The organism is Niallia oryzisoli (assembly GCF_036670025.1).
Lineage (GTDB): Bacteria > Bacillota > Bacilli > Bacillales > Cytobacillaceae > Bacillus_BD > Bacillus_BD oryzisoli.
This window is the reverse complement of record NZ_CP137640.1, coordinates 2,295,576-2,321,074: the sequence shown is the minus strand read 5'-3', so window position 1 is coordinate 2,321,074 and position 25,499 is coordinate 2,295,576. Positions and strand designations below refer to the sequence as shown.

Annotated in this window: 25 protein-coding genes, 1 pseudogene and 1 riboswitch; of the genes and pseudogenes, 3 read left to right on the top strand and 23 right to left on the bottom strand. The window is 37.4% G+C overall.

Annotated elements, in window-relative coordinates; all coding sequences use genetic code 11:
- Positions 1–380: 380 nt before the first annotated feature.
- From R4Z09_RS11675 to R4Z09_RS11600, 17 genes and pseudogenes are all read right to left on the bottom strand, one after another.
- Complete coding sequence (locus R4Z09_RS11675; RefSeq protein WP_338452477.1) at positions 381–617, bottom strand: hypothetical protein; 237 nt, start codon at positions 615–617, stop codon at positions 381–383.
- 262 nt (positions 618–879) lie between these two features.
- A complete protein-coding gene (locus tag R4Z09_RS11670) occupies positions 880–1,134 on the bottom strand; it encodes a DUF1292 domain-containing protein (RefSeq protein WP_338452476.1) in 255 nt (84 codons plus the stop codon).
- 748 nt (positions 1,135–1,882) lie between these two features.
- The gene (locus R4Z09_RS11665) at positions 1,883–2,026 is read right to left on the bottom strand and encodes a hypothetical protein (protein ID WP_338452475.1); all 144 of its coding nucleotides are present in this window, start codon (positions 2,024–2,026) and stop codon (positions 1,883–1,885) included.
- A gap of 885 nt (positions 2,027–2,911) precedes the next feature.
- Positions 2,912–3,931 carry a hypothetical protein gene (locus tag R4Z09_RS11660; RefSeq protein ID WP_338452474.1) on the bottom strand — a complete coding sequence of 340 codons (1,020 nt, stop codon included), beginning with the start codon at positions 3,929–3,931 and terminating at the stop codon, positions 2,912–2,914.
- Between the two features lie 538 nt (positions 3,932–4,469).
- The gene (locus R4Z09_RS11655) at positions 4,470–5,027 is read right to left on the bottom strand and encodes a glycosyl hydrolase family 18 protein (protein ID WP_338452473.1); all 558 of its coding nucleotides are present in this window, start codon (positions 5,025–5,027) and stop codon (positions 4,470–4,472) included.
- A gap of 438 nt (positions 5,028–5,465) precedes the next feature.
- Positions 5,466–5,957 carry a thermonuclease family protein gene (locus R4Z09_RS11650; RefSeq protein WP_338452472.1) on the bottom strand — a complete coding sequence of 164 codons (492 nt, stop codon included), beginning with the start codon at positions 5,955–5,957 and terminating at the stop codon, positions 5,466–5,468.
- Positions 5,958–5,985: 28 nt separating this feature from the next.
- Positions 5,986–6,111, bottom strand: a complete 126-nt coding sequence (locus tag R4Z09_RS31055; RefSeq protein WP_422392297.1) for a hypothetical protein — start codon at positions 6,109–6,111, stop codon at positions 5,986–5,988.
- Between the two features lie 214 nt (positions 6,112–6,325).
- A complete protein-coding gene (locus R4Z09_RS11645; RefSeq protein ID WP_338452471.1) occupies positions 6,326–6,685 on the bottom strand; it encodes a hypothetical protein in 360 nt (119 codons plus the stop codon).
- Between the two features lie 946 nt (positions 6,686–7,631).
- Complete coding sequence (locus R4Z09_RS11640; protein ID WP_338452470.1) at positions 7,632–8,069, bottom strand: VOC family protein; 438 nt, start codon at positions 8,067–8,069, stop codon at positions 7,632–7,634.
- Positions 8,070–8,156: 87 nt separating this feature from the next.
- Positions 8,157–8,282, bottom strand: a pseudogene (locus R4Z09_RS11635) (IS1595 family transposase); the annotation flags it as partial.
- 589 nt (positions 8,283–8,871) lie between these two features.
- Positions 8,872–9,708 carry a cobalamin-binding protein gene (locus R4Z09_RS11630; RefSeq protein ID WP_338452469.1) on the bottom strand — a complete coding sequence of 279 codons (837 nt, stop codon included), beginning with the start codon at positions 9,706–9,708 and terminating at the stop codon, positions 8,872–8,874.
- 200 nt (positions 9,709–9,908) lie between these two features.
- Complete coding sequence (locus R4Z09_RS11625) at positions 9,909–11,378, bottom strand: adenosylcobinamide amidohydrolase (protein ID WP_338452468.1); 1,470 nt, start codon at positions 11,376–11,378, stop codon at positions 9,909–9,911.
- The gene (locus tag R4Z09_RS11620) at positions 11,375–12,445 is read right to left on the bottom strand and encodes an iron ABC transporter permease (protein WP_338452467.1); all 1,071 of its coding nucleotides are present in this window, start codon (positions 12,443–12,445) and stop codon (positions 11,375–11,377) included. Before R4Z09_RS11620 ends, R4Z09_RS11625 begins: the two co-directional genes overlap by 4 nt.
- Positions 12,408–13,409: an ABC transporter substrate-binding protein gene (locus R4Z09_RS11615; protein ID WP_338452466.1), complete on the bottom strand. Its 1,002-nt coding sequence runs from the start codon at positions 13,407–13,409 to the stop codon at positions 12,408–12,410. The genes R4Z09_RS11620 and R4Z09_RS11615 overlap by 38 nt, the downstream gene beginning before the upstream one ends.
- Positions 13,410–13,588: 179 nt before the next feature.
- A riboswitch (cobalamin riboswitch) is annotated at positions 13,589–13,792 on the bottom strand.
- 163 nt (positions 13,793–13,955) lie between these two features.
- Entirely contained in the window at positions 13,956–14,042 is an 87-nt protein-coding gene (locus R4Z09_RS11610) for a nucleotidyltransferase domain-containing protein (RefSeq protein ID WP_338453255.1), read from the bottom strand.
- 628 nt (positions 14,043–14,670) lie between these two features.
- Positions 14,671–14,952 carry a hypothetical protein gene (locus R4Z09_RS11605; protein ID WP_422392265.1) on the bottom strand — a complete coding sequence of 94 codons (282 nt, stop codon included), beginning with the start codon at positions 14,950–14,952 and terminating at the stop codon, positions 14,671–14,673.
- A 441-nt stretch (positions 14,953–15,393) separates the two neighbouring features.
- A complete protein-coding gene (locus R4Z09_RS11600; protein ID WP_338452465.1) occupies positions 15,394–16,530 on the bottom strand; it encodes a low temperature requirement protein A in 1,137 nt (378 codons plus the stop codon).
- Between the two features lie 264 nt (positions 16,531–16,794).
- On the opposite strand from R4Z09_RS11600, the gene R4Z09_RS11595 reads away from it, so the two are divergent.
- The 3 genes from R4Z09_RS11595 (at position 16,795) to R4Z09_RS11585 (ending at position 18,619) form a co-directional block, all read left to right on the top strand.
- Positions 16,795–17,352, top strand: coding sequence for an NADPH-dependent FMN reductase (locus R4Z09_RS11595; RefSeq protein WP_338452464.1), 558 nt, complete (start codon positions 16,795–16,797; stop codon positions 17,350–17,352).
- A 187-nt stretch (positions 17,353–17,539) separates the two neighbouring features.
- Positions 17,540–18,181, top strand: a complete 642-nt coding sequence (ycaC, locus tag R4Z09_RS11590; protein ID WP_338452463.1) for an isochorismate family cysteine hydrolase YcaC — start codon at positions 17,540–17,542, stop codon at positions 18,179–18,181.
- 279 nt (positions 18,182–18,460) lie between these two features.
- Positions 18,461–18,619, top strand: a complete 159-nt coding sequence (locus tag R4Z09_RS11585; protein ID WP_338452462.1) for a DUF1540 domain-containing protein — start codon at positions 18,461–18,463, stop codon at positions 18,617–18,619.
- Between the two features lie 1,014 nt (positions 18,620–19,633).
- Here R4Z09_RS11585 and R4Z09_RS11580 read toward each other — a convergent pair.
- The 6 genes from R4Z09_RS11580 to R4Z09_RS11555 are packed head-to-tail and all read right to left on the bottom strand — an operon-like array spanning position 19,634 to position 25,440.
- Positions 19,634–20,401: an SDR family oxidoreductase gene (locus R4Z09_RS11580; protein WP_338452461.1), complete on the bottom strand. Its 768-nt coding sequence runs from the start codon at positions 20,399–20,401 to the stop codon at positions 19,634–19,636.
- Positions 20,398–21,411 (bottom strand): ABC transporter substrate-binding protein, encoded by a 1,014-nt coding sequence (locus tag R4Z09_RS11575; protein ID WP_338452460.1) that lies wholly within the window; start codon positions 21,409–21,411, stop codon positions 20,398–20,400. The genes R4Z09_RS11580 and R4Z09_RS11575 overlap by 4 nt, the downstream gene beginning before the upstream one ends.
- 2 nt (positions 21,412–21,413) lie before the next feature.
- Complete coding sequence (locus R4Z09_RS11570) at positions 21,414–22,163, bottom strand: ABC transporter permease (RefSeq protein ID WP_338452459.1); 750 nt, start codon at positions 22,161–22,163, stop codon at positions 21,414–21,416.
- On the bottom strand, positions 22,160–22,906 hold the full coding sequence (locus tag R4Z09_RS11565; RefSeq protein WP_338452458.1) for an ABC transporter ATP-binding protein: 747 nt from the start codon (positions 22,904–22,906) through the stop codon (positions 22,160–22,162). The genes R4Z09_RS11570 and R4Z09_RS11565 overlap by 4 nt, the downstream gene beginning before the upstream one ends.
- Before the next feature lie 12 nt (positions 22,907–22,918).
- Positions 22,919–24,355: an acyl-CoA reductase gene (locus tag R4Z09_RS11560; RefSeq protein WP_338452457.1), complete on the bottom strand. Its 1,437-nt coding sequence runs from the start codon at positions 24,353–24,355 to the stop codon at positions 22,919–22,921.
- Complete coding sequence (locus R4Z09_RS11555; RefSeq protein ID WP_338452456.1) at positions 24,352–25,440, bottom strand: long-chain fatty acid--CoA ligase; 1,089 nt, start codon at positions 25,438–25,440, stop codon at positions 24,352–24,354. Before R4Z09_RS11555 ends, R4Z09_RS11560 begins: the two co-directional genes overlap by 4 nt.
- Positions 25,441–25,499: the final 59 nt, after the last annotated feature.

Sequence of the window (25,499 nt, the reverse complement as noted above, 5' to 3'; positions counted from 1 at the left end):
AATGCTTTTTACTTAATTCATCTTTCTTCATAATTCGACAAATACCGACAATTACCAATAGATTCCCAAATGGTTTTTTGTTATTATTTAACCAATAAGATTTGGTTGGTAAGCCATTGATCTTATATTTCTTTCTACACTGGGATAGGAATCTCAGTGCTTTCTATACATAAACTTAATAAATTAATAACATGATTTTCAACTTTACCTCTCATATATTTACTGTACACTTTTTGTCTAATTCGAAGAAAGGCTTTCTTGCACTCTTCCTCTTATTAAACTATTCTGCTCGTTCAAGTACATTCTTTCACGAACTTGTACATGGACATAAACTACGTAATTTCTATTTGTAGAATCCACGTATCAATTATATGAATAAATCACTTATTCTGTTCACCTTTGAAAATACTCATACCAGATACAATACACAACAATAACAGTAATAATAATCTTAACCAATCCATTGAAAGCCAAAGGTCTCCGCCATTAACAATATCAGCACTTAAACCATACTCATCAACAAAAACTCCTAAATTCCAAAATAATTTAAGCGAAATAAGCAATGAAAAAAAACTTAATAAAAATACTATAATTGGCAATAATTTCACCTTTCCCATTACTAAACCTCCCCAGTAGTTATTTTATCTATCAAAATTTTACCATTTATTTAAGTAACCTGCACCTATAGTTTAAGTAGAAACCTTCACAATCTCTTCCATACTTTAATATAAATATCCAGCTCCTTTTAAATATGTTATTTAAAAGTCTAGACCTATCAAGAAGAACGCCTTCTTATTAAAGAATGGTGCACGATTGCGATTGCTGATCAACAAAAAACCCTGCGTGAGCAAGGTTTTCACTTTTTTGTCCTGTAAAGTATTAGTCTTCTTTCATTATTTCATCAAAAGCTGAAGAAACTCTTTCGAATTCCTCGTCGCTTTCAATGGCTGTGAAGTCTCCATCCTGGTTGACCTTTAAAAAGAAAATATCAATGTCTTCCTCGATTTCTTCTTGAAGATCCTCCACAAAGCCGACTGCAACGTATTCTGTCCCTTCCATATTTACCACTGCCAGCACTTCAATTTCCTCGCCCTGGTCATTTGTAAAGATTTCGCCTACTTCAATGTTTTCCATGAGATAGCCCCTCTCCTTTTTGAAAAATTGTCTTGCACAAATGATCGTTTAGAAGGATTCATAATCATTTTATTTCCAAAGTAGACTAGATTCATGCAGGAAACCCAGATTTAAACATTAAACATACTATTATTAATATATAACCAAATTATCTGAAGATTCAAACTACCACTAACCTGCCTCTTTAGTCCAATAAAAAATAGCTATTCTCCTTCTTGAAGAATAGCGCCTTTAATTTAAGAATATAGCTTCACAAACTTGTAGTCCTTTATAAAATAAACTTTCAAAATCCCGATAAATTAAAACTTTCTTCTTTCACTAACCTGCTTTACGTTAAGCGAAAGAAGAATCAGTTCTGAACTATTTAACACCGTTTTTTACCAGTAAAAAGCCGATCCTCTAAAGTTAAAGGATCAGCTTCTTATAGCAAAGGGAGTTAGCTTCTTCCCCATAGTCTTTCCTGATTGAGTGGAATTATTACAGTTCCATCTATTTGTTTATGTATTAACGGATTTTTAAAAGGCTCATAATTGGTATTATCATAATCAGGCTTACATTTAGCATAAAATCACCATTTAGAATTTGTCTTATTGTCTTATAACCATAAACCATTTAATCCATCTCCTCATATAAAATTACTCCTAATATTTTCTTGTTAGGTGTAATTTATGTGACTGATCAAATGGTATATTTGCCCTTTTTACTTATGTGATTTTGGAACAAGAAACGCCTTTGTTTGACTAACTGTTCAATAACTTACCCTTTTTAAAAGTTCTTTTTTTACCTTTTCTTTATAATCAGCATCTTTATCAGTTAGGTGATTTTCAAGACTTTTTGTCAATCTTTCATAGGTTTTCAGTAATTCTTCATTTGTTAATTTTTCTAAGTTCATAAGACACCTCCCATTTCGCAGTTGTTGTCAAATACGACATAAGAGAGATAGGAACTTTGATCTCTTAGAAAAATTTATTCTATACCTAACTCATTTATTCCTTCTTCCCAAACTACTTATTTAGATTAGGTACTTTTCTTCACAATGTTTTATTTCACAATATGGCCCGATTGTTGAACACGAGTTATAAACAACACTCTTCAACTAACCTCCCGTTAGTATTAAAAGTGTACCTCGCTTTTACAGAAAAGTACGTTAGCTTATCAGGAATTGCATACAAGTTCAATTTTTGGGTACCTTAACAAAAAAGGATTAGTTAGCCTATATAGGAAAAGGATGTTAATGAATGTCAATAAAGGTTCAAAGGATTTTAAATATTACCATGGTCTTAATTGCATTGTTTTCCGACCCCTTTGCTATCACTACGCTATTTACTCTTCAGATTTTTTTACCAAATAATTAAACAGGAACTGGTTGATCAGCTCCTGTGTGTTATGCTACAAATGCGCCCGATTGCTGAATACTGGTAAATGCAAAAAACTGCTAAAATGACAACTAATTATTTTTTGCTAAAGCACCCGATAGCCATCCATGAAGCACAAAAATCAGTGCTTCATCACAGAAAATGAAAATATAAGGAACTGTCAATACTGGTCTTAATCCAATCAATTTAATCCATAGATCTGTGATTTGGTCGCCCTCTTCATTTTTTTAAACGAATGAGATGGGTCTTCTTTGGTATTGTCTTTTTTATCAGTTACAGAAGTTTATTTTCATGGTAGTTTAGGTTCACTATTTCACAAAGATAATCAAAGTGTAAAATTACTGATAAAAACATCTACCCCATACAAAAGTATCACCCTTTAAAACATTGATACGAGGGATTTATCCGAGTTCAATCAGTGTCTGCTTATTTAGACTATCATCAATAAACTTTTTCGCTTGAGACACACCATCCTCGTAAAATTCACGGGTTTCCACAAAATATTCAAATAATCCACGATGAATTGTAGGCTGAATTGTTTGCACTTTAATCGGTTTGTACTCTTTATAAGGTTTATTTTCTGATTCTGGACGAACCAGCTTATTTCCGTATTCAATAAGTTTATTGATCCGAGAAATATCATTAAGCTCTGCATAAAGGGCATTTTTAAATAACATCTTCAATTTAAAGTCTTCGATATCAAAGAAGTTATCGATTGGGTCCAAAGATTTGCCTAGTGGCGCTACTGTCACCAAAATAATCTCGTCGGCTACTACCAACGGAGACAAAACCGGATTATATTGATAAGCTCCATCATACTCCCCCTTAAAGTCTCCATATTGAAGTAGCTGCAAACATGCTCTCACACCATCCGGAGTTATTGGTTTGACCTCAAAATTTCCCCTCTTAGTTAATTCCATTGTATCCCAAGCACGTTCGTTCACATACAAAACTGCCTGATCGTTATTAACATTATAGGCATTCATAATAATTCCCACCTCCTCATTGGAAGAAAAACAATTGGCGATATCATCAAAAAATTGTTGAGGAAATTCAGATTTGTAAATTTTGTTAGGGAAGCAGAAGTTAATCCATTCCTCCGATTTCAAGAAAGGCCAATTGTCAGACAATCTTTCAATAATGTTGAGGTAATTAGGAGAAAATTTGTTAGGGACGCCCAAGTATGCGTATTGCATGAATTTGAAAAAAGTTGGGATTCCATTTTCTTCGGATTTAAAATACTCATCATAATGTTTTTCAATAACATTAGTGTCTTTTTGCAAAAAATAATATGCTGACAATATAGCACCGCTGGTAGCTGAAATCAAATCTGGCTTAACCCCCTCTTTTCGAAGCGTTTGAAGTACCCCAGCCGCAAATGAGTTCATTCCCCCAATGCCTTGTAGAGCTAAAGCTAACATAGTGAACCACTCCCAATTGAAAAAATTTGGATCTTATCTCTCATTCTTTACAAAGGGATCGGATACCTTCTAGGTATTTAATAATTAACATATTTGTAAAATACCTTGAATGTTAAGATAGTTAAGTTTTTTCTCCCTTTTCCAATTAAACTGCACCTTTAAGTACAAATCAGCACAATCATATATTTTATTCAAGAATCTGGCCCGATTGTGGAATAAGAGCTAAATACGATTCTTCAACTAAACTGCTCGTTCATTGCAATAATAAAAAAGGGTTCGCCGCAGCCATCCCAACAGGATTTGGAGGACGAATCCATTACTTTTTTACTTTTATTTTCTCGGGTATAGTCGTCCAGTACATTGGGTCTTCCAAACCGAGCCGCCAAATCCCGATTCCTCGTAAGTTATATTTCTCTACAAGGTCTAGCTTATACCGCAGACTATCACTATTCTCAAACCAAACCTGGTGGCTATGTTGTTCTTCATCTACGTAACTGAAATGAGGTGTTTTCGAATCGGAGTCCCATAGAACTTTAGCTTAATATTTTGCTTTCTGACCCATTAACTCTTCATAGGAGCTATACTTGGCATCACCTGCTGTTGTATCCCAATCCCATCCATAACCAGCGATACCGAGTAAAATTTTTGATGGTGGTACTTCATGTTTCAAAGCATAACGAATCGTTGCTTCTGTCCAATCGACTGATGCTGTTGAGCCGGGTTTGGTTCTTGGGTTTGGTTCATCGTATGTCATAATCATAAGCCCATCTGAAAATATTGCAAGCTTTTCGTAATCAAACCACGGAGACCAGGGATTAGCACGGGAATCACCTGTGTTTGCCGGGACTGAAACCGTAACTACTTTTCCATCACGATTTACTGCATCAGACAATTCTTTTATCAACTGGCTAAAGGAATCCCGGTCAGTCAAATACAAATTTTCCATGTCAATATTAATTCCGTCATATTTAAACTGATTCATTTCATTGCGTAAGTTCTGAATGAAAACATCGCGGGTTTTATCGTTAGCGAGTACATTACTCGCTACCTGCTTCCCCTTCTCCAAAGTTTCATAAAAGAGATTATGTACAACCATATATACCTTTAGGTGTTTTTCATGAGCACTCTGAATAACCTTTCTTTTATGATCTGCTGTAACGGATTCTATAAGACTGCCTGGACGCTTATCATCAAGCTTATACCAAAAAGGTGCAATGATGCTTAAACTGGAGAAGTGCGAGTCAACTGTAGGTTGAGACCCTGGATACGTTCCTTCCTGTTCTGTGTAGAAACCTAAAACTTCACGAGGAGTTTTATTCTGATTAGGTTCCTCTTTTTTTGTACCTGACTACAGGATGACATTAGTAATAATGCCATGCTTAAAGCAATGATGGTGAATGACCGATAACAATTTTTCGCCATAATACACCTTCTTCTCATTTGTTTTTTCTTAAGTTGATAATAAAAGTTGTAACTTATTCACGAATTGACTTTCCCCAATAAATTTATCAAAATATAAAATCATCCCGCCTTTTTAAGTTATGTTATCTACCCACGCCCAAATCCCCACTCCTTGCTTCTGAGCACTTCTTTCAATCTTCCTGAATCTCTCCACATACCGTGTATTCGGTGGATACACATATGCCACCCGTGCAAATCCCTTTTCAAGCAATAGCTCATTGAGCATTTTCCCTTCAATATACACATACGCAAGCAGTCGTCCATATTTATCCCGTTCACATACGTCCAATTCAACTTGAATTTCTTTTCCAATTGGAGCGAGATTCCTGACAAAGAAGCACGATGCTTTGCCGTATGGCTGCACCTGTTTTTCGGGATGAACACTCTCTGGTGAATCCACGAGCAGCAGGCGAATGGTTTCCTTTTTCCCATCCAGTCTGACCGTTAAGGTATCACCGTCTGGAATGAACAGAACCATTGCGTTGATTTTTTTAATTCCCTTTTCTGCTTCTTTCGTCATCCTCATTTTGTAGGCTGCATCGATCTGATTTACCGCTTTATCCATAACACCCACCAGCCCTTTATTGTTTTTTTTACAAATGCATAAACCACTTGATCCATAAATCCTTAAGCAGAAATCTTTCGTTCCAGCGTATAGAGATTAGATCTTTTGTTTTCTTTGTTCCCGGCTTGTAGGATGAATGCGTCTTGTCGTTCAAGTACGTGATGATTTCGGAAAAAGGGATAAGGTTTTTATTCTCTCTGGTATTGCTTGGGTCACGATGAGCTCTTCCATAGGCCAATTTGATCCGCTGTTCACGTCAATTTGACCTGTCGAGGAGGCCGAATTGCTCTGTTCATCAGACCCCAATACTTCAAGCTTTTCATAAACGATCGTTTACCACTTGGTTTTGTCCGTTTTGAGTATCTTTTTTATTTATTGAAGATGTATAGATTACTTAACTGGTAGCCGTTTTCCTTTTCCGTCTCAAAAACAGTGAGAAGCCCAAATGCTTTTGCCTTCTGAATCATCCGCTTAAAAGTAGACCGCGAAATTGGCTTCAGGCAAACATATTCATTGCTTGCCTTCACCACCGATGCAATCGATGGATTCGACACGCCTGGAATTTCATGAGAAAAAAGCGCAAGCATTTGTAATGCCATCTGATCCCCATTTATAAACACATTGTTGTAATCCACAAGAATCTTCTTCACATGCCTCTGGAAATCCTCAACTGTTTTAAATTGTGAAAAATGTTCAAGTTGGTCAATTGCGCCTGATGTAATTTTCATGGCTCCTGCACCACCCTTTCACTATTGTTATATAGACAAAGTGGGTCAGAATGTCCCATCAATTTAGGGAATTTTTTACAGTTTTGTGAAGGGTCGGAGGGGGCATCGTTCCAGTTACTTAAATTTTTTCTATGTTATTAAATCATGTTCCTGGGAATTTCCGTGATTCAATGAATGGCTGATGCCTGGCATCTAGATAGTAAGGAGTCTAACTTCTTTGTGGATTGGTAGGAAAACGAAAAACCTCCAAACATTTTTACGGTTTTCCGAAAAGAACACCCGTGCAGGATGTGAGCCCGTCTTTAGACATGGGATGAATTTTTGGTTGGCTTTAGCCAAAATTGCTGAACACCCCGAACAAACGTGCTATAATATACTTGTACTAATTGGGCAATTGTTCTTTGAAAACTGAACATATGAGGTTGTGATAAGAAGTGCTTTGTCACGTAAAATGTTCAAGCGTTAAAGCGTAAACTACTTCGGCGAAGAAAAGGAGGGTCCGCCCGAAAAGGGGGAAACCGTTTGAACTTAGTAGCCGAAAAGTAGTCAAAAAAGTAGTCCCAAAGGCTTTTGCCAACGGGATAGCGGCGGTGTGTTCCCCGCCACTTGTGGTCAATGTGCGTAAGCATCAACCCGGAAACTCGTGACTTTTAGTCATGAGAGGTTCATGGAGGTATTAATTGAAACTCCAGGATGTTCCCCTCGTTTTTCATCTTTATGTAATTATTTATTGAAAAGGCTCTGTTAAATTATAATGTTGATTTTTTATATAATAAAATAGGGGAACCTTCATTTGTAAAGGTTCCCCATTTTTTTAGCTAATGCCCCCGTTTGTCCAACAAGGGGAAAGAACGACTGCCCCTAAAAAAGACAGCCGTCCAGTCTGAAATATCAGTGTGTTTAGTTAAGCGAAAGTGATCTATATATATGTCAGCATATCGTCTGTTTATTTGATTTTCTCCGCCAACTCTAAAATAATTACCTCTGGACCACGAACGTAGCATAACTTATAACTTTCTTCATATTGCTGTATTTCACTAAAGATTTCCGTGCCCTTCTTTTTCAATTTTGCAACAATAGCTTCAATATCTTCAACAGCAAAGCAAATATGTCGGATACCCAGCGTATTTGCAAAAGGTTGCTGAATATCTTTTTCATCTGACGGCGTATAAAATTTGACTAGCTCTATCCACGCCTGACCATCTGGCATCCCCAATCCTACACATGCCGTTTTAACATCATTAAGCCCAACTATTCGGTCCAACTGTTCTCCATCCAATTCCCATTCCGCTTGCACTTCAAGTCCTAAATCAAGAAAAAACGCTTTAGCCTCTGAAAGATCATTTACGTTTATACTCACATGATCTATTCTATTGATCTTCATATCTCATACCTCCTTGAGATCAAGTGCTCATCGCAGAATTATTCAACAAACTTATTGCAAATTCCTGTCACGATTGTTAAATAAGCACTATACAGCGAATTTTGATAAGCGTAAACTATCGTAAGTATCTGTCATTTTAAAGACAAATAATGATAATAGAAAATCTTTAATATTGTGCTTTGTGTTTTCGTTACTGCGGCTATCGACAAACAGGGTTAATTTATCAATGGATTTAATAAATTGCTAAACGCCTTGTCCATCCTTATGACCACCCCATATACTTGTTCCTATATTAATTATATAAGGGAATCAGTTGTGAAGAAAAAGTAGGTAGATTAATAAAACAAGACAGCTAACGTTTTTAATAGCTGTCTTGTTCTTTTTTTTTCACCTCGATCTGATTAAATGGTTTAATTTTTATTTTATTTTATTCAAGTCATACAACATGTGAAAGAATTTATTAAATGATAATTTTATGTTTTTTCATATTTTATCGTTACCCATTTGAGACGTATTTTTTTGGCGTTCTTGCCGTCACTCGATATAAAACAAAAAAATAACCCTACAGGAAGACTTTTTACGTGTCTTCTCTGCAGGGTCATTTTACGATTCCGATGGCTTTTCACTAAATATTTCTCTTATTTAAGCTCAGCATTCAAGGTCTCTTTCATTTCGTCAAATTCTGTGTCGACCTCTGTTGAAGGTATCACTGCTAAAATCACTGAAAGTAAAAAGCCGGTTAAGTGTTTATCATGCGTTGACCATGTAAGCAGACGCATCCCTATCTAGAATTTTAATTACACTATTCATCATTTAATAGGGGGTCTTTATTTTCATCAAATGGAGGATAAATATCAGGATGAAGGATACTCGCTATCTTATTTAATCCATGCAATAATCTAGGAGAGGGTCTGCAAAATAATGGCTCTTCTAAGATAAACAATTGAGAATTTTTTATGGCATCCAACTGTTCCGCCCCAGGGCGTTTTAAGATTACCTTTGGATTAACCTTTTCCTTCTGTACACCCACCCAAATCAGACAAATAACATCGGGATTTCTTTGTCTGACCTCATCCCAATCTGTTTTCACACTTGCTTGAGCCTGATCTTCAAATACGTTTCTTGCCCCAGCGAGTTGGCTTAATTCTGTTATCCAATTGTTCGCTCCGGGTGTAAAAATGGGTTTAGCCCACCATTCCCAATAAATTGTAGGTGTCTTTTTTACTTGCTCCCTTAAATATTTATATTTTTCAAGTATCAGAGTGAATTTCTTGTAAACCTGTTCCGCTTTGTCCATAGTATTCGTAGCTTCTCCAACAAATAACAAACTTTCCCCTACCTCGGTTAAGGTCTTAGGATTAGGGACAATCACATACGGTATTTTCCGTTTTTCCAACTCTGCGATATTTTGTTCCATTCCAGGTACAGAGAGAGAGGCTAATACTAAGTCAGGATGTAATTCCTCCACTTTGTCCATATCTATGTTCAAATCTGAACCTAATCTTGGCAATGTTTGTATATTCTCTGGCCAATCGGAGTAGTCGTCGATTCCTACTAACAAAGAAGTTAACCCTAAGTAACCTAATAATTCTGTATTACTAGGACAAATGGATATTAATTTTGGACTTTTTTGACTCATGCCCCTGCCTCCTTTTATCTTGATCTATTACTGACTTTTTCTATTTTTCATTCCCTTCATTCCCTTTTTCGAATGGAATAAATGAGCTGTTCTATCCCTTTCCTTTATGGTCTAGGCATTTACTCATCCAGTTCTCCACCATCTTTGATAGGAGACAAAATGAAAATGAGTGTACCCGGCTACTAAATGTTGCAGTAATTCTATTGTGGAACCTTCAGTAAATGTTTATTAAGGACTTCCTTGAAGGCACGATTCACCAGTTGTGCCATTCCTTTTCCAATCATCGTTCTGTTGCCAGCATTAGATATTTTCATCCCCTGCTGTGTCAAAGCAAGAACCATTACATCTGGTGGTGTATCGGCAGCCACCGTATGAGAATGTGGATCTGAAAGAGGTTGATTTTGCAATGCTTTCGTCTTTGCCTCAACAGCAGACATATATCCACTTACAAGGGCACCATCTGTAAAATCGGCATCTATAAATAGCATCATGTTCATACAGCTAATCACTTGGTCTGCCTCAGAGCCTGACCTTTTTGTGATGTCGACGGCATTCCCTGTCTCTAAAGTTAGAATAATCATCATTTCAATATTTTCAATTGTTTCCGTAATCACAACTGTATCTACTGGTTTTGCAGTAGTGATCATTCCGACAGCCTGTTCATATGGAATTGAATATTTTTCCATCCAATTCTGTAAATCTCTTTCAGGGGAAGGATTGTCATAATCTTTCTCAACATGAAAAGCACAAAAATGTTTTAACCACTGGAGCCCCGCTCCCATAACCCCATTGGATATGGTCCGTAATGGTTGATCAAATTGAACATGAAGATATTCATCACTTCTTTTCAATTGATAAGAATCTTCAAAACGATAAAACTCTCTTGAAGCAGCGTAATTTGGTGTCATGAGAAACTGCGGTTTCGGCACGATGGGGTGTGATTGGGAGTTTACTTTTACCTCATAAACCTTCTTCAATTGATCTACTTTTCTTAACCTGTCCACATCTCCTACCTCTAAAAAGCTGCCATCATGAAGTAAGGCAATACGATCCGCGTATAGAGAAGCCACATTCAAATCATGCAGGATAGCAAAAATGGTTAATCCCATCATTTGTTGTCTGTCTTTTAACAGGTCCAGCAAATGGAAAGTATGTTTAATATCAAGATGATTGGTAGGCTCATCTAAAAGTAATATCTCAGGCTCCTGTGCTAAAGCTTTGGCCAATAAGACTCTTTGCTTTTCTCCGCCGCTAATCATCCGGAAAGGAGCTTTCCGAAGATCTGTTACATTGGTTAGTTCCATAACCTCTTCAATGACTTTCCAATCTTTTTTCGACATGTGCTTAAAGAATCCTCGTTGATAAGGATAACGACCAAGACTAATGATTTCTTCTACTGTATAATCGAACGATACATGCACTTCCTGTGTTAGAACCGCCATTTTTTTAGCCTTCTCAAGTTTTGAGAGAGATTGAATATCTTTACCAGATACTAAAACGTTGCCGCTCTTAATCGGTAGCTGCCCTGTCACGAGTTTAAAAAGTGTCGTTTTCCCACTTCCGTTTTTACCTAGAAGGGCAAAAAACTCTCCTTTCAGAATGTCTAAATCCAAGCCATTAATTATGGGGGAACTTGTGTATCCACCTGACAAGTTATGAATGCTGATCATCTGCTATTCCCCTTCCCCAATCTTTCTCTAATTAATAAAAGCGCAAATACTGGTGCGCCAATTAAGGCGGTAATCACACCAATCGGCAATTCTTGCGGGGCAATAATCGTTCGAGCTATTAAATCCGTTAAAATAAGAAAAGATCCACCTGTTAACATGGATAGTGGAAGGACATAGCAGTGATTTGGACCGGTTATTAGACGGACCAGGTGTGGAATCACAAGCCCTACAAAGCCGATTGAACCTGAAACAGCAACGGATGCTCCCGTTAATAAAGAGGCACCAATGAGAATGAGGGTTTTTCCTTTTTTGACATCCACGCCAATCTGATCGGCGGCTTCTTCTCCAAGTGCCATCGCATTTAATTCACGATGGTGATAGAACAATATGCATGCACCGATGATCATAAATGGGAAGATTAGTTCCACATAATTCCATCCTCTCATTCCAACACTTCCATATAACCAGTAGATAATTTGGGTCATCGCATCTCGATTACCTAATGAAATAAGGAGGGAAACAACCGCACTTATAAAGGAGCTAACTATGATTCCAGCCAATATAATCGTTTCAATCGCTAAACTACGGCTGCTTAATCGAACGAGGCCGAAAACAATGAGTAATGTGATAAATCCACCGATAATAGATACGATTGGCAGCGTGAAGCTTCCTAATCCAACAATGGATATATTGAAAAATAATATAAGAACGGCCCCTAAAGATGCTCCTGATGATACCCCAATGGTATAGGGGTCTGCTAGCGGGTTACGTAGCAGACCTTGAAAAGCGGCACCCGCTAATGCAAGAGAGGCACCTACACAAAAGGCAAGAAGAATCCTTGGCAAACGGATATTCCAAATAATCATTTCTTCATTTTTTGCTACTTCTTCAAGTAAACCTATATGAAACATTTTTTCTAAAATAATATGAATTATCGTAGGGACCGGTACAGTGACGCTGCTATAAAATAAGCCGAGAAGGCTTATACTAAGTAAAAGCCCTCCGCTTAGAATATATAGCCAGACTATTTTATTGCTTAAAAATTTCCGGATAAATGAGTTCCGCAAGTGTCTCGACTCCTTCAATTAAACGAGGACCAGGTCTTGTCACCGTATCGCTATCAACATCAAATACGTTTCCATTTTTTACTGCCGGTACTTCTGCCCATCCTTCACGACTTAGCACCTCATTTGTTGGATTTTCTACATAGTAGCCATACGTGGTAATAATTACATCAGGGTTCAATTTGACGATTTCTTCCTCACTCATTTTAACCCAGCCATCTTGATCCTCTGCAGCATTAATGGCTTGAATGGACTCCAGCATTTCATGCATGAAGGTGTTTTTTCCTGTCGTAAAAATATCTGGACCCGGTGAAACTTCTACCCACACTTTCTTTTTATCCGTGACAGACGCTGCAGCTTTGTCTTTGATGTCTTGAAGACGGTCTTTCATATCTGCTACGATTTCATCTGCCTCCGTCTTTCTTCCGGTAGCCTTACCGATCATCTCAATGTTGCGATAGGCATCCTCAAAGGATGAAGCACTTCCAACCACAATGACATCGATCCCAGCTTCTTCGAACTTTTGTAATACATCTGGATGTGTCTTGTAGTGATAATCTGTTACAAGGGCTATATCTGGAAGAAGAGAAAGAACTAGCTCTGCATTAATATCTTGTGCACCCACTGACTGTATTTTGAGTGCTTCCTCTGGATAGTTATCATAATCCGATCTTCCAATGATTTTATCTCCTAACCCAAGGGCAAAGGCTATTTCTGTATTACTAGCTTGAATGGAAACAATGGTTTCAGGTTCCTTATCAATCGTAATCTTTCGATTCGCGTCGTCTGTGATCGTGACAGGAAATGACTTTCCATTGTTATCAGCTGCCTCTTCCGTCTTGTCATTGGAAGCAGCTCCAGATTTATCTTTCATGGTTTGTTCTTGTGCACCGCAGCCTATCATCATAATCATGCTTAACAGAAGAACAACACTGAAAAGCCCCCATTTTTTTATAATCTTCTTCATTCCTCAATTCCTCCTTTTTTTAAACAAAAAAAATACGCTCTTCCTGTGGAAAGCGTAAAGTAAAAAGGCAGCTATATAATCATTCGTCTTGTAGACAATATAATAACTTGCAATCTCATAATAAATAATAAATATTTACATAGGATTACCTGCACTTTAAACATTCCTTTCCTCGAAGAAGCTTAAACATCAAATAGGCAGGTCTCCTGACTTACGCATCATTGGTCGGTTAATCCTTCCCATGTTAAAAACACAGTGAATTTTTCTAACCTTCCTACTCGTTTACAGTGGCGGGACCGTGTTGGACTTTCACCAACTTCCCTCTTCATCTTAAATGAATCTTGTTTAAGAACATTTAAGAAACCTATTGTCTAGTATTCATTTATTCTAAACGAATTATAGTAAAGTTTCCCATCTTTGTAAACCTATTTTTAAATAATGTTTTAAATTCTTCTATAGTATATTGGTAGTTTTCATTACAAAAATGGCATTGTCCTTCAGCCTGTTCATCCGTATCAAACTTAAAATCCATATAGTTGTCAAATGTCATAAAATTATCCCAAATTCAACTAACACATCAATATCACTGGCATTATTTTGTTCACCACGAGCGTAAGATCCGAAAAGAGCCATCCGTTTTACACCATATTTCTTTTGCCAAATTTTTAAGTTTTTTAGAAAAAAATTCAAGGATCTCCTGTTGCGATAACATCAATTATCACCGCCATTTTTACTTATTGGATATTTTCCATTGTATCATTATCTATAATCAGTATTCGATATCTTAACTAATAGAGTTGGGCTTCTTTGAGAATTGTTGGATTGAAGACAACAAAAAACCTCCATAGTTTTATGGAGATTTTTATTAATATTCTCAACGGCTTTGGTCATTCCTTTTATCTACTGCAGCCATATCCTTTACCAATCATAAAGTTGAGCAATATCACCATCTTTTCTTAATGATTCAGCTATCTGTTTCATCCTCCGTTTAAACCAACTTAATTTCCAATCAAGAATCTCAGGCGCATGTGCGGTTAAGATATTTGCTATTTGATAACCTTTTTCATATACCATCGTTCGTCAGAGGTTTATTGGCTTCAAAAACCGCATTAGTTTTCCCGAATCAAGCAAAGTAATTATCAAGATATTTGGTAGCTTTAAAATGGTCAAAAAACAGGGTCTGCTGACATACATCAGCAAACCCTGGATTTATTTCATTTAATTTAGATATGATTCATTAGTTTGAAACAAAAGGATACACTTATGTTAAAGTAGTCTTAATCTCTGAAACCATATCCTTGTTTACAGTGGTTTCGATTTTTCCTTCTTTGTTATACTCGGCATGTCTTTCCTGAACGAAGAGCATGGCAACCCCTCCAACTAATGCAGCAATACCAATTGCAGCAAAATTATATTGTGGCAGTAAGTTTAAGGTAAGCAATATTCCAATAAATGTAGATGCTACTATACCTCCAATACGTCCAAATCCCATTGTACTTCCTACTGCAGTTGCTCGCATACTGCTAGGGTAGTACTGTGACACGAATATAAACTCTGTAAACCGACTGATGAGGCTCCGATAATCGCAATATATACGAAGGCTAAAAAATGTGCTGGTAGTAAAACCCATTAGTGCCAAGGCAATAGCACCTGATAAAAATAGCGGTACCAGTATCTTCTGAAAGTCTCCAAATCAATACCTTATTAGAAATCACTACATGGAAAAATGGCTTTTTTTACAACAAAGATTGGACCCGTCACAAAAATTGATCCTTACGATAAAAAGATAATCATTCAAGATGAGTTAGAGACCACAATTAGTAATTTCATTTAATATCAACTTCTTCTGAAAAACTATTAAACTATCTCAAAAAGTTAATCAACAATAATAAATATTTCAAAATTAAAGAACACACTTTTTGACACGGAAATAATACATGATTTCCAACATGTCATAAAGTATGCTTTTTGGCAGTAACCCCTATTAAACATCTTTTATACTTGGATGATTCTCCAACGTTTGCTTTTTATTAGAAGTAGTTAGTTTAGTTAAGATAATAAAAAACAAGGTTAATTCAGCTATTATTAAAATATTTGGTACTACAATAACCAAATCAATAATAAAAAAGGCGGCTAAAATTCCTAATAATAACCCTAAATGATAAATTTTCAATCGGTGGTGCACATATCTATATTGATGGAAAACAAAGCTAGTTGACAGAAAATAGAGCAATACAGAACTAAAAACAAAAAATAGGATAAATGAGTAATTGACCTCATGTAAAAACAATAGTCTGATAGATGCTGCAATCATGCTCAAAGACATTAAAATAAACAGATGACCATAAATAATGATTTGGCCGGATGTTTGTAAAGACTTGTCTAGTTTCTTCTCCATGTTATCGAAATATTGCCACCACATCGAAATAATGAGGATAAATGAAATGATCGCAAAGTTTATTGAATTCCAATTTCCTTGTGTAGGCTGAATGACCGCAAGAGTGCTAATAAGCGCTTCCCCAAAAAGAATAATGGTAAATAAACCAAATCGCTCTAATAAGTGTGCCGTATTTGGGGGAACTTTTTCTAAGCACTTTCGTCCTAAAATTGGGACTATGATATCGATAAGAATGCCCGAATACAACACAGCATATCGAACCCAAGAATCAAAAAAGACAGAAAATAATGAAATGACGATTCCAATCCAAAAATACCTTCCCAAAAAGAGGGCTGCTAACTTTCGAACTCCCGTTTCTATTCGCTGGACAATAAGATATTGGATCGCAGTCATGGCTCTTAAGCCAATATAACCAATTAAAAATGAAAGATAATTAGGATCAAAATCAGCTGATAAGCTTGATGTCATAATTAGGACAAAAAACATTTGCAGGATCAAAAAGATTCTTTGATGAAATAAATCTTTTCCAAACCGGTTAACAAAGATGGTTTGACCTACCCAAGCCCACCAAATAGGAATAAAAATTAATACAAACTTGACTAAATACTCTGTATGGATATGACTATCTTCAACATGAAGTAAAACATGAGTCGCAGCAGCAACCGCTGCCACAAATAACAAATCATAGAAGAGTTCTAACCACGTCACTTTCTTTTCTTCCATTTGCTGCACTCCCTCCCCAATTCTTTATAGTTACCAGTATGCTAGAAATATTTAGTAATTGGAAGAAAATTTTGACATAGACCATTTGCCATAGCTTGCAAAACACGAGCAAAATAATAGAAAACTAAAAAGAATTCCTTACATCTAGATTTTTTGTAATAAACACTTTATTGAATTAATAAACTGAAAATTAGGAATAATATCATTTTTTCTCTTTTGGTATATTATGGTAACGTAAAAAGATTAAAAACAAGGAGGAAATGTATGACCAAGATCATCGGCCTTATTTGTGGAAGTTTACGAAAAAACTCTTATAATCGAATCATTGCTCAATCATTAACAGAGCTGGATGATTCGCATCAATTTCGTTGGATCGAGATTAATGATCTGCCTTTGTTCAACGAAGACTTAGAAATAAGTATTTTAGAAACAGTAACATCATTTAAATCTGCTATCCAGGACGTTGACGGTATCATTATTGTAAGTCCAGAGTACAATTCTGGAATCCCAGGTGTATTAAAGAATGCATTGGACTGGGCATCAAGACCTCTGGAATCCGCTGTTATTAGCAGAAAACCGGTTGGTTTAATTGGTGCAACTCCTGGAGGATTAGGTACTGTCTTTGCTCAATTGCAAATCAAACAAGTACTAGAGGCTATGCAGGTTCATGTTCTTCCATTTCAAAAAATGTTGATTTCCCAAGTACATAAAAAGATTGATTCTGATCAGAAAGTCCTGACAGACGAACAAACCAAACGTTATCTTCAACAATATTTACACCAATTTATTCACTGGATTGATCACACTCCAGTTCTAGATTAATTGCCGAGATCAAGCATTATCAATGATTTGTTTTTTATAAATACTACTGATACATAATGAGTTTATAAAAAATGAATACCAGTAATCCATACTATTACATTGGAATAACGAAGGAGTTAAACTTTCATTTTCGATTCTATTAATCTTCATTCGAATACTTATACTTAATTAAAGGGAGGACAAAAAAATGTCTGATTTCTATTCTTGTATAAATAAAGATGATGCTGTGGTTCTTTTAGTTGATCATCAAACCGGCCTTATCTCCGGTCTTGTGCGTGATTATGGTGTTGATGAATTCAAGAACAATGTTATGGCTCTTGCTAACACTGCTAAATTTTTTGATTTACCAGTTATTTTAACAACAAGCTTTGAAAATGGGCCTAACGGGCCACTCATGCAAGAATTGGTTGAACTTTTTCCTCATGCCCCAAAAATAGCTCGTCCTGGACAAATTAACGCATGGGATAATGAAGATTTTGTCAAAGCAATCGAAGAAACTGGAAAAAAACAACTGATCATTGCGGGCGTAGTAACAGATGTTTGTGTTGCATTTCCTGCACTTTCTGCTGTGAACGCTGGTTATGAAGTATTTGTTGCTACTGATGCTTCTGGAACATTCAGTAAACAAGTAGCGGATGCGGCATTAACGCGTATGGCCCATGGTGGGGTGCAACTTCTGAACTGGTTTAGCATAGCGTGCGAATTACAACGTGATTGGCGCAATGATGTTGAAGGTTTTGGCACTTTAATTTCTAGCCATCTTCCTGGTTATCAAAATCTTATTGGAAGCTATAGGGGAGCTCAGAGAGATTTCAAGCAGCCTAACTAGAATAGCAGCTTATTTATAACTCACTTTTTCCAATATAAAGCTACTGGCTTGTTCAAGAAAAGAGCCCATTTGTTTAAGAAGGATTTAAATATTATTGGTTAGAAAAAAGGAATGTCTCCAAAATTGAGACATTCCTTTAGATAATCTAGAGAATAACTTACTATTGAACAATCGGGCCATATTGATTAATAACAATTTTAATTAAGTGATAGTTTTTAAAAAAACAGTATTAAAACACCTTCCTTTGAAAATAATTAGATATAAAGGGAGGTGTTTAATGTGGCAAAGGATGTAAAATGTGAAGTGAATAGCTGTAATTATTGGGGAGCAGGAAACCTATGTAATGCGTCTTCTATTTATGTTGTAAATCGTTCTAAAGAACATCATGCTTCTACTTCTGCAGAAACAGATTGCAAAACTTTTGAACCAAAAATCTAATTCATTTGAAGGCAACTTCTTTTGGTTGCCTTCTCTTTTATCAGTATAACCAATAATGAAAATCATTATCAATAAATATTTTAAATCAAAGAAGGTAATGGATTAACTAATATTAATACATAAACTATTTCCAATTGTAAATATTTATTAACGATCAAAAATTTTTAAAATCTCCTCCATAATTTATTTCAAAAAGTAATTAAGCAGTGTTGTATTTTCATATGGATTACTTCGCTGCTATTTTTTTTGTTTCTTTTATAAATCAAAACTAAAAGGACATAGATTGGTCCCTATTTCAGTAAAATGGTATAATTATCTAATTACCGATAAATACCATATGAATCTATAAAGGATTCACAAATTTACTTTTTAATATTTTGTACCATTAGCTTTATAAAAAAGATATTATAGATGTTAAAAAATAAGAGGCATATTTGTAATCCTTTATGAAATTTGAGCATAAAAAATACGCTTCCCTAATGAGAACGCGTTAAAAACACATAGCTTTTTTTATAATTCTAAAGTTAAGTAAATTTTTTTAGTTGTTTTTTTAAAAATTTTATGACAATAGTTCTTTGGTCAATATATCCTCAATATTATCAAAATCCCAGTAATCTATAACAAGAAGTGGTATATTATTTTGTTAAAATCTATCTTTTTTATTTTATCTTTTTTTACTAGTATTTTAATTGCTTCTTCTCCACCAAAAATATCAACAGCTTCATGATGTTTTACTCCTTGATATTCAATTTAACAAGGCCAGTTTGGTTTTTAATTTGTGATTGATGATTTGCTCGTAGATACCTTGCTTAACCATTTGGATTCCTCTTTTCATGTTACGATGTCGTGATTTTTCGATTAGTAGTATATTTGCTATATTCGCCCTATATAGTTTAATCATACCATTTTTCCCTTATGGTGCAGGACTACTTTGTGGAATGGGTGGAAAAAGGGAAGCAAAAAAGCTTAGCACCAAAAGCCATCCAAAAACGGATGGCTCCTCACACCTTGATTTCACATCACAAATCCACCATCGACATACAAAGTCTGCCCTGTCATAAATTGACTCCAATCAGAGGCTAAGAACATCACGGGACCTGCAATATCCTCTGGAGAAGCAATTCTTCTTAATGGTGTTTGGGCAATGATCAGTTCCTTCAGCTCTTCTTTTGTCGTTCTGCTGGCATCTGTTGGATACACCAGGCCGGGTGCGACGCAATTCACCCTGATTCCAAAGGATCCGAGTTCTGCAGCTAAATTTCGGCTGTAGCCCATTAAAGCCGTTTTGGCCGTATTATATTCATGATACGGAACGATGGGTCTTTCTACTAAGTTACTAATCACATTAACAATGCTTCCTTGGGATTGTTTTTTCATTATGGGAAGAACTGCTTGACACATATAATGTGTCGAGCGAACAGCTCCATCAATTTGTGCTTGATAATCCTCCCACTTTAGCTCCCATGCCAATTTTCTCTGCTCTGGATCAAATTTGAACGGTTTAAATGCATTATTGACTACAACGTCTATTCTTCCGGTTTCCAATGATACTTGTTCGATTAATTGATTGACGGCCGATTCTGAGGTGACATCTCCCTGGACGGCCCAGCCATCGCCGCCAAGCTCGATACACTCTGCTGCCACTTGCTCTGCCATCTCTTTATTTTGAAGATAATTAATGATGACAAAAGCCCCTTCCCTTGCAAAAGCACGGGAGATGGCAGCTCCAATTCCGCGGCTGGCACCAGTGACGATGACAACTTTTCCTTGAAATTTCATCATTGCCTTTCTTCCCCCGTAAATTCCTCTGTTACAACCTTTTCCAATTCAAGCTTGTTCTTTACTAATCCTAATTGTTGGTACGTGTCCGCCCCTTCCTGTAAAATGGCGGCATTCAGCGCTCCTAAGTTCTCCTCATTTGTATCAGCCGAAACGCTCGAAGCATTTCGCAATTTTATGATCTCTGCATTTACTTTTTCATCTTTGCCATCAATCGCAACTTCTTTCGCAATAGTTGCCGCTTCCTTTGGATTTTCCAGCATCCACTGGGCACTATTTCGGTAAGCCTCTATAAATCTTTGAAGTTCATCCTTTTTTTCTTCATAGGTTTTCTCTGTGACAACGAATACGTCACTTGGGATGTTTAAATAATCTTTTACATCCATTACGTTCACATCGCCCAACCCTTTTTGTTTAGCCATGAATAACCCTGTATCGGTGGCCGCCGTGGCATCTACTTGTCCTTGCATTAACGGGGCAAAATTCGAGATGCCTACTTCAACAATGTTGACATCCTTCTCAGTGAGGCCCGCCTTGTGCAAAAGGACTAATAAATTTTGACGTGTTCCACTAGACAAGCTATAGACACCAATCGTTTTCCCTTTTAAATCTTCCGGCTTCGTAATGTTGCTTTCTTTTAGCGACACCACATTAAATACATTCTGAGGGTAAATATTATAAATCACTTTTAACTTTTCCCCCTGGTCTAACGCGAAGTACAGCGAACCTGGATCAGTAAAGGCAATGTCGGCTTGTCCAGAGAGAATATTTTTAATAGCATCTCCGCCGCCGGCGCCAGGAACTACCTTAACATCAAGTCCTTTCTCTTTAAAAAAACCTTTTTGTTCATCAACTAACAAATTCGTTTGTTCAGTAATCAGCTGACTCCAGTTTGCCACTGTAATCGGCAGCATTTCTTCTTTTTTCTGTGCCGTGCCTTCCTCTTCTTTTGCACCGCAAGCAGTGACAAATAAGAGAAGAGCCGCAAACACTAATAAAGCTTTCAATTTCATAGTTAAATCTCCTTTTTATATGGCTTTGACCACTTTTTCTCTAACAAAGCAATCATCTGATAGAGAATCATCCCCATCAGGGTTAATAAAATTAACGTAGCGAACATTAGCGGTGTATCCATCATTCCTTGAGAAGCAATAATGAGCGCTCCTAATCCTTCACTTCCACCAATAAACTCCCCGACAACGGCTCCCACTACTGCTAATACAACGGAAACACGCAATCCGGCTAATATTCCCGGCATTCCGGCAGGGATTTTTAAATGGATCAATGTTTGCAGCCGTGACGCATTAAGCATTGTGAACAGTTCTAGTTTTTGCTTATCGCTTGATTGAATAGCAGTAACGGTGCTCTCCAGTAACGGAAAAAAACAAACTAATGCCGTGATGACCACTTTCGACGTCATTCCAAACCCAAACCATAGAATGAAAAGAGGGGCTAATGCGAGTTTCGGAACGGCTTGACTAGCAATAATATAAGGAAAAAGAAGCTTTCGTAAAAACGTGATCTCGCCCATGAGAATCCCAATGATAAGCCCTGAGAGACCGCCAAAAAGCAGCCCAAGCAAAACCTCTGATGAGGTTCGAATGATATGCTCGGTGAAATACCCGCTCTTTATTCCATCTAAAAGGGTAAACCCTATCACAGATGGTGCCGGCAGCACAAGCTCTGACATTGTCCCAGCTGCGATTTCCCATATGACAAGCAGTAGAATTAACAATAAGAATGAATACAAGGGCATTTTTTTCATACACGTTCCCCGCCCATCACTTGTCGTAACGTTAAACAAAGTTCATTAAAATAGGGATCATATCTCATTCTCATCGTTCTTGGCCTTTCAAGCTCTACTCTTGATTGAAAGACAATTTCTCCTTTTTCCATGACAGCTACTACATCACCTAAATACACAGCCTCAGAAAGATCATGCGTAATAAAAAGAACGGTTGTATTGTGTAAACTGCACAGTCGTAAAAGGTCATCTTGAAGCTCTTCTCTTGTAATGGCATCCAGTGCTGCAAAAGGTTCATCTAAAAACAACAGGGACGGTTTTTGAACAAGAGCCCTAGCAATCGCGACGCGGCTTTGCTGTCCGCCTGATAATTCTGAAGGATATCGGTCATGATAATCTGACAATCCAACAAGCTCCAATAACTCCATAGCCTGGTTCCAATCTTCCTTCGTTCTTTTTCGTTTAAGCGTAACAGGAAGCAGCACATTATCAATGACACTTTTCCACTCCAAAAGGGTCGGGGATTGAAACACAAACCCGCATTCTGGAGAAGGTTTTTCCACTTCACTTCCCTGAAGAATAATCCTTCCATTATCAGAATGAAGCAAACCCGCAGCGAGCTTTAATAGGGTCGTTTTGCCGCAGCCGCTTTTTCCTAGCAAACAATGAAACTCCCCTTTTTCAATTTTCCAGTTTACTTTATCGATCACAGGCTTCTTCCCCTGATAACTATAGGACACATCTTCTATCGTTAAAAAACTCATGCTAAAAACCTCCTAATCCTCATAAGGAGCATATATTTCACTAGCTTCTTCCGCTGAGGATTCGATGTCTACCATATGAATCAAATCCGTGATATTAAACCGCCCATCATGATGCCAGCCTGGTTCTGGAGCGGTCATCCTTCCTAAAGCCGTCATACGTGTCACCCCTATACGGCCGAGAATCTCTGCACACCTAAACAGTTCCTTTGGACAGGCAGCAATTCCAGCAGTTTGCAGAAATGACCGGTAAGGCTTCATCGACGGCAGAATATCTTCCACTTTTTCAAAAGCAATGACACGAATGACTCGATTTAAAGGGCTGGGAGCAAACACCCCATCCTCTTCATAAACAACACTCCAGTGATTGGCCGAGTTCCCCAGTACCTCTTTATTCTGATTTGAAAAAAGGCTCATTTCTTCCTTTTGCCGCCATGCGGTGACTGACGATGATTCTTCCATTGAAAGCCTTCTTCGCGGATACCTTTTAGAAAAATTCTCCAACTCCCCAGCCATATACCGTGCAAATTCCTTTGGTGATACATTTCCGCCAGTTTGCACATAAAAGAGATGTGGTGAATAACAGCCTTGCTGGTCATAGCGGACTACATCAAGTGCCGCTTGATGGGCCGTTCGCCATGCTTTTTGCGAATCAAGTGCCGAATGTAAAACAAGCCCAAAACTGATTTTATGTCCAAAAGGTAAGAAACGGGTTGTAATCGGAATCCGACTTTGAAGTGACTCCAACGAATGATTCCCGCCGTACCCAATGACAAGGTCAGATTGTCGGAATAAAGATTTCTCCCGCTCTTCGTCGCCGCCTTTCCACCACACGACTGCGAAGCAATTAGCTAGTCTCGGCTCCACTTCCACTAAAAGCTGAGCAAACCAGCTTGCAAAAAGGGGCTCACCGCTCGACACTTTTCCAATGTTTCCTGCTTTTACCAAGAGGCCTGAAACAAAGCTCCATAGCGGCAAGGCTGGAACATTCCCTGCCCAAACATGTGTGATTAAGTCCGGGCCTACTGCTTTTGAAAACCCGCCTTTCACTCGCGGCTGAAAATCATCAAGCAATAAAGGATTGCCCAGATCCTCTACAAGAAAACGCTGGAGCTCATGCTTGCGAAAGGACTTTAAGTAAGAAGTAAGTCCAAGCCGAATCATTTCTTCATCATAGCCTGTTACAATCGGAAGCAGCTTTTCCGCTTTTTGGCGATAGGATGAATTTCGGTCTAGTAAACAGTCTGTTACCCTGTCAATGATATTTACAATCTCTGAAATTGTAAGGGATTTTAATATCTCCTCACTTCCCTTTTTAACCGTTTCGATGACCAGATTCATTTGCTCCTCAGTAAGCAGCGGGATCCTTACTTCTAAATCTCCGAACTGCAAAACCTTCCATTCGAACTCCTCTTCTCCGATATCTGGAATATACCCAGCTACTTCCTTCATTTTGCAGACCCTCTCGTAAACTGAATAAACTCCTCAACCGCAATGGAACATCCTCTTGCTTCTGCTCCTTTCACTCTTCCTAATAGAAGGAATCCATCATCCGTTTGTACGCCAAGATCCTCTGTAAGGATCGTTGTCACAGAATTGAAGTTGGCTAAATCACAATGGACAAGAACGCCGCGCTCACCCTTTTCAACCTCTTCTCCTGTTAAAGGATTGATGACTCTCGTTTTGATCCAGTTTGGTCCTGACTTAACAGAAGGAACGACATCATTTCCATCATCATAAAATTGCGTGCTTAGCTCCGTCACTCCATACATATTGATACAATCTCTCCTGTCCACCCCTAAAAAAGTCGACAGCAGTTGATAGAATTCGTTTAATTCTAATTCTTTTGATTGATTTTTATAGCCGCCGGTATCTAGTATTCTACTTCCTTTCGGCAACGAAAACGTCTTACCCACTTTCTCTAATTCTTCGAACAGATGGACAAAACTATAGCTTGCTCCAATTAAAGCATATGGTTCTCCTATTTCCTCAGCATGGGTCAGTTCACCTAGCAATCGGTCCAAATCCAATCCGCTCTCAGTTAATAAATAATGGCTGTCTTCCGTTCCAAATTCTTGGACAGCAAGCGCTAAATAATGGGCCAAGGATGAATTCGGCAATTCTTTTTCGGTTGGAAAAAGGACACCCATTCGAATGTTCTCTGTTTCTTTCATAAATCTTTTCTTGAAATTTACCGTCATGGATAAATCATATATTTCTAGCGTTGGGTGGTAATGCTTGCCTCTAATCCCTTTGGTCGTACCGCTTGTCATGAAAACAGCTTCCGCGGCTTCTGGATCCGTACTGCTTAATGGCACCTCTTTAAACGCATTAATCGGTACAAAGGGAATGTCTCTCCATGTTTTTACAAGTCTTGGAGTCTTCCCTTTTTGCCTGCAAAAGGCCTGATAAGGTAGGTTATTTTGATATTGATAAGAGAAAATCTGTAAGGCCAAATCATTGAAATCCTCATCTGAGGAAGGATTATTTTCTATAAAACTAGTAAGATTCTGAATAATGTCCTGCTGCTGATTCATCTGCTTCAAATCCTTTCCGAACATAGTAAAATTTCTGAACATAATAAAAATGCACTCTG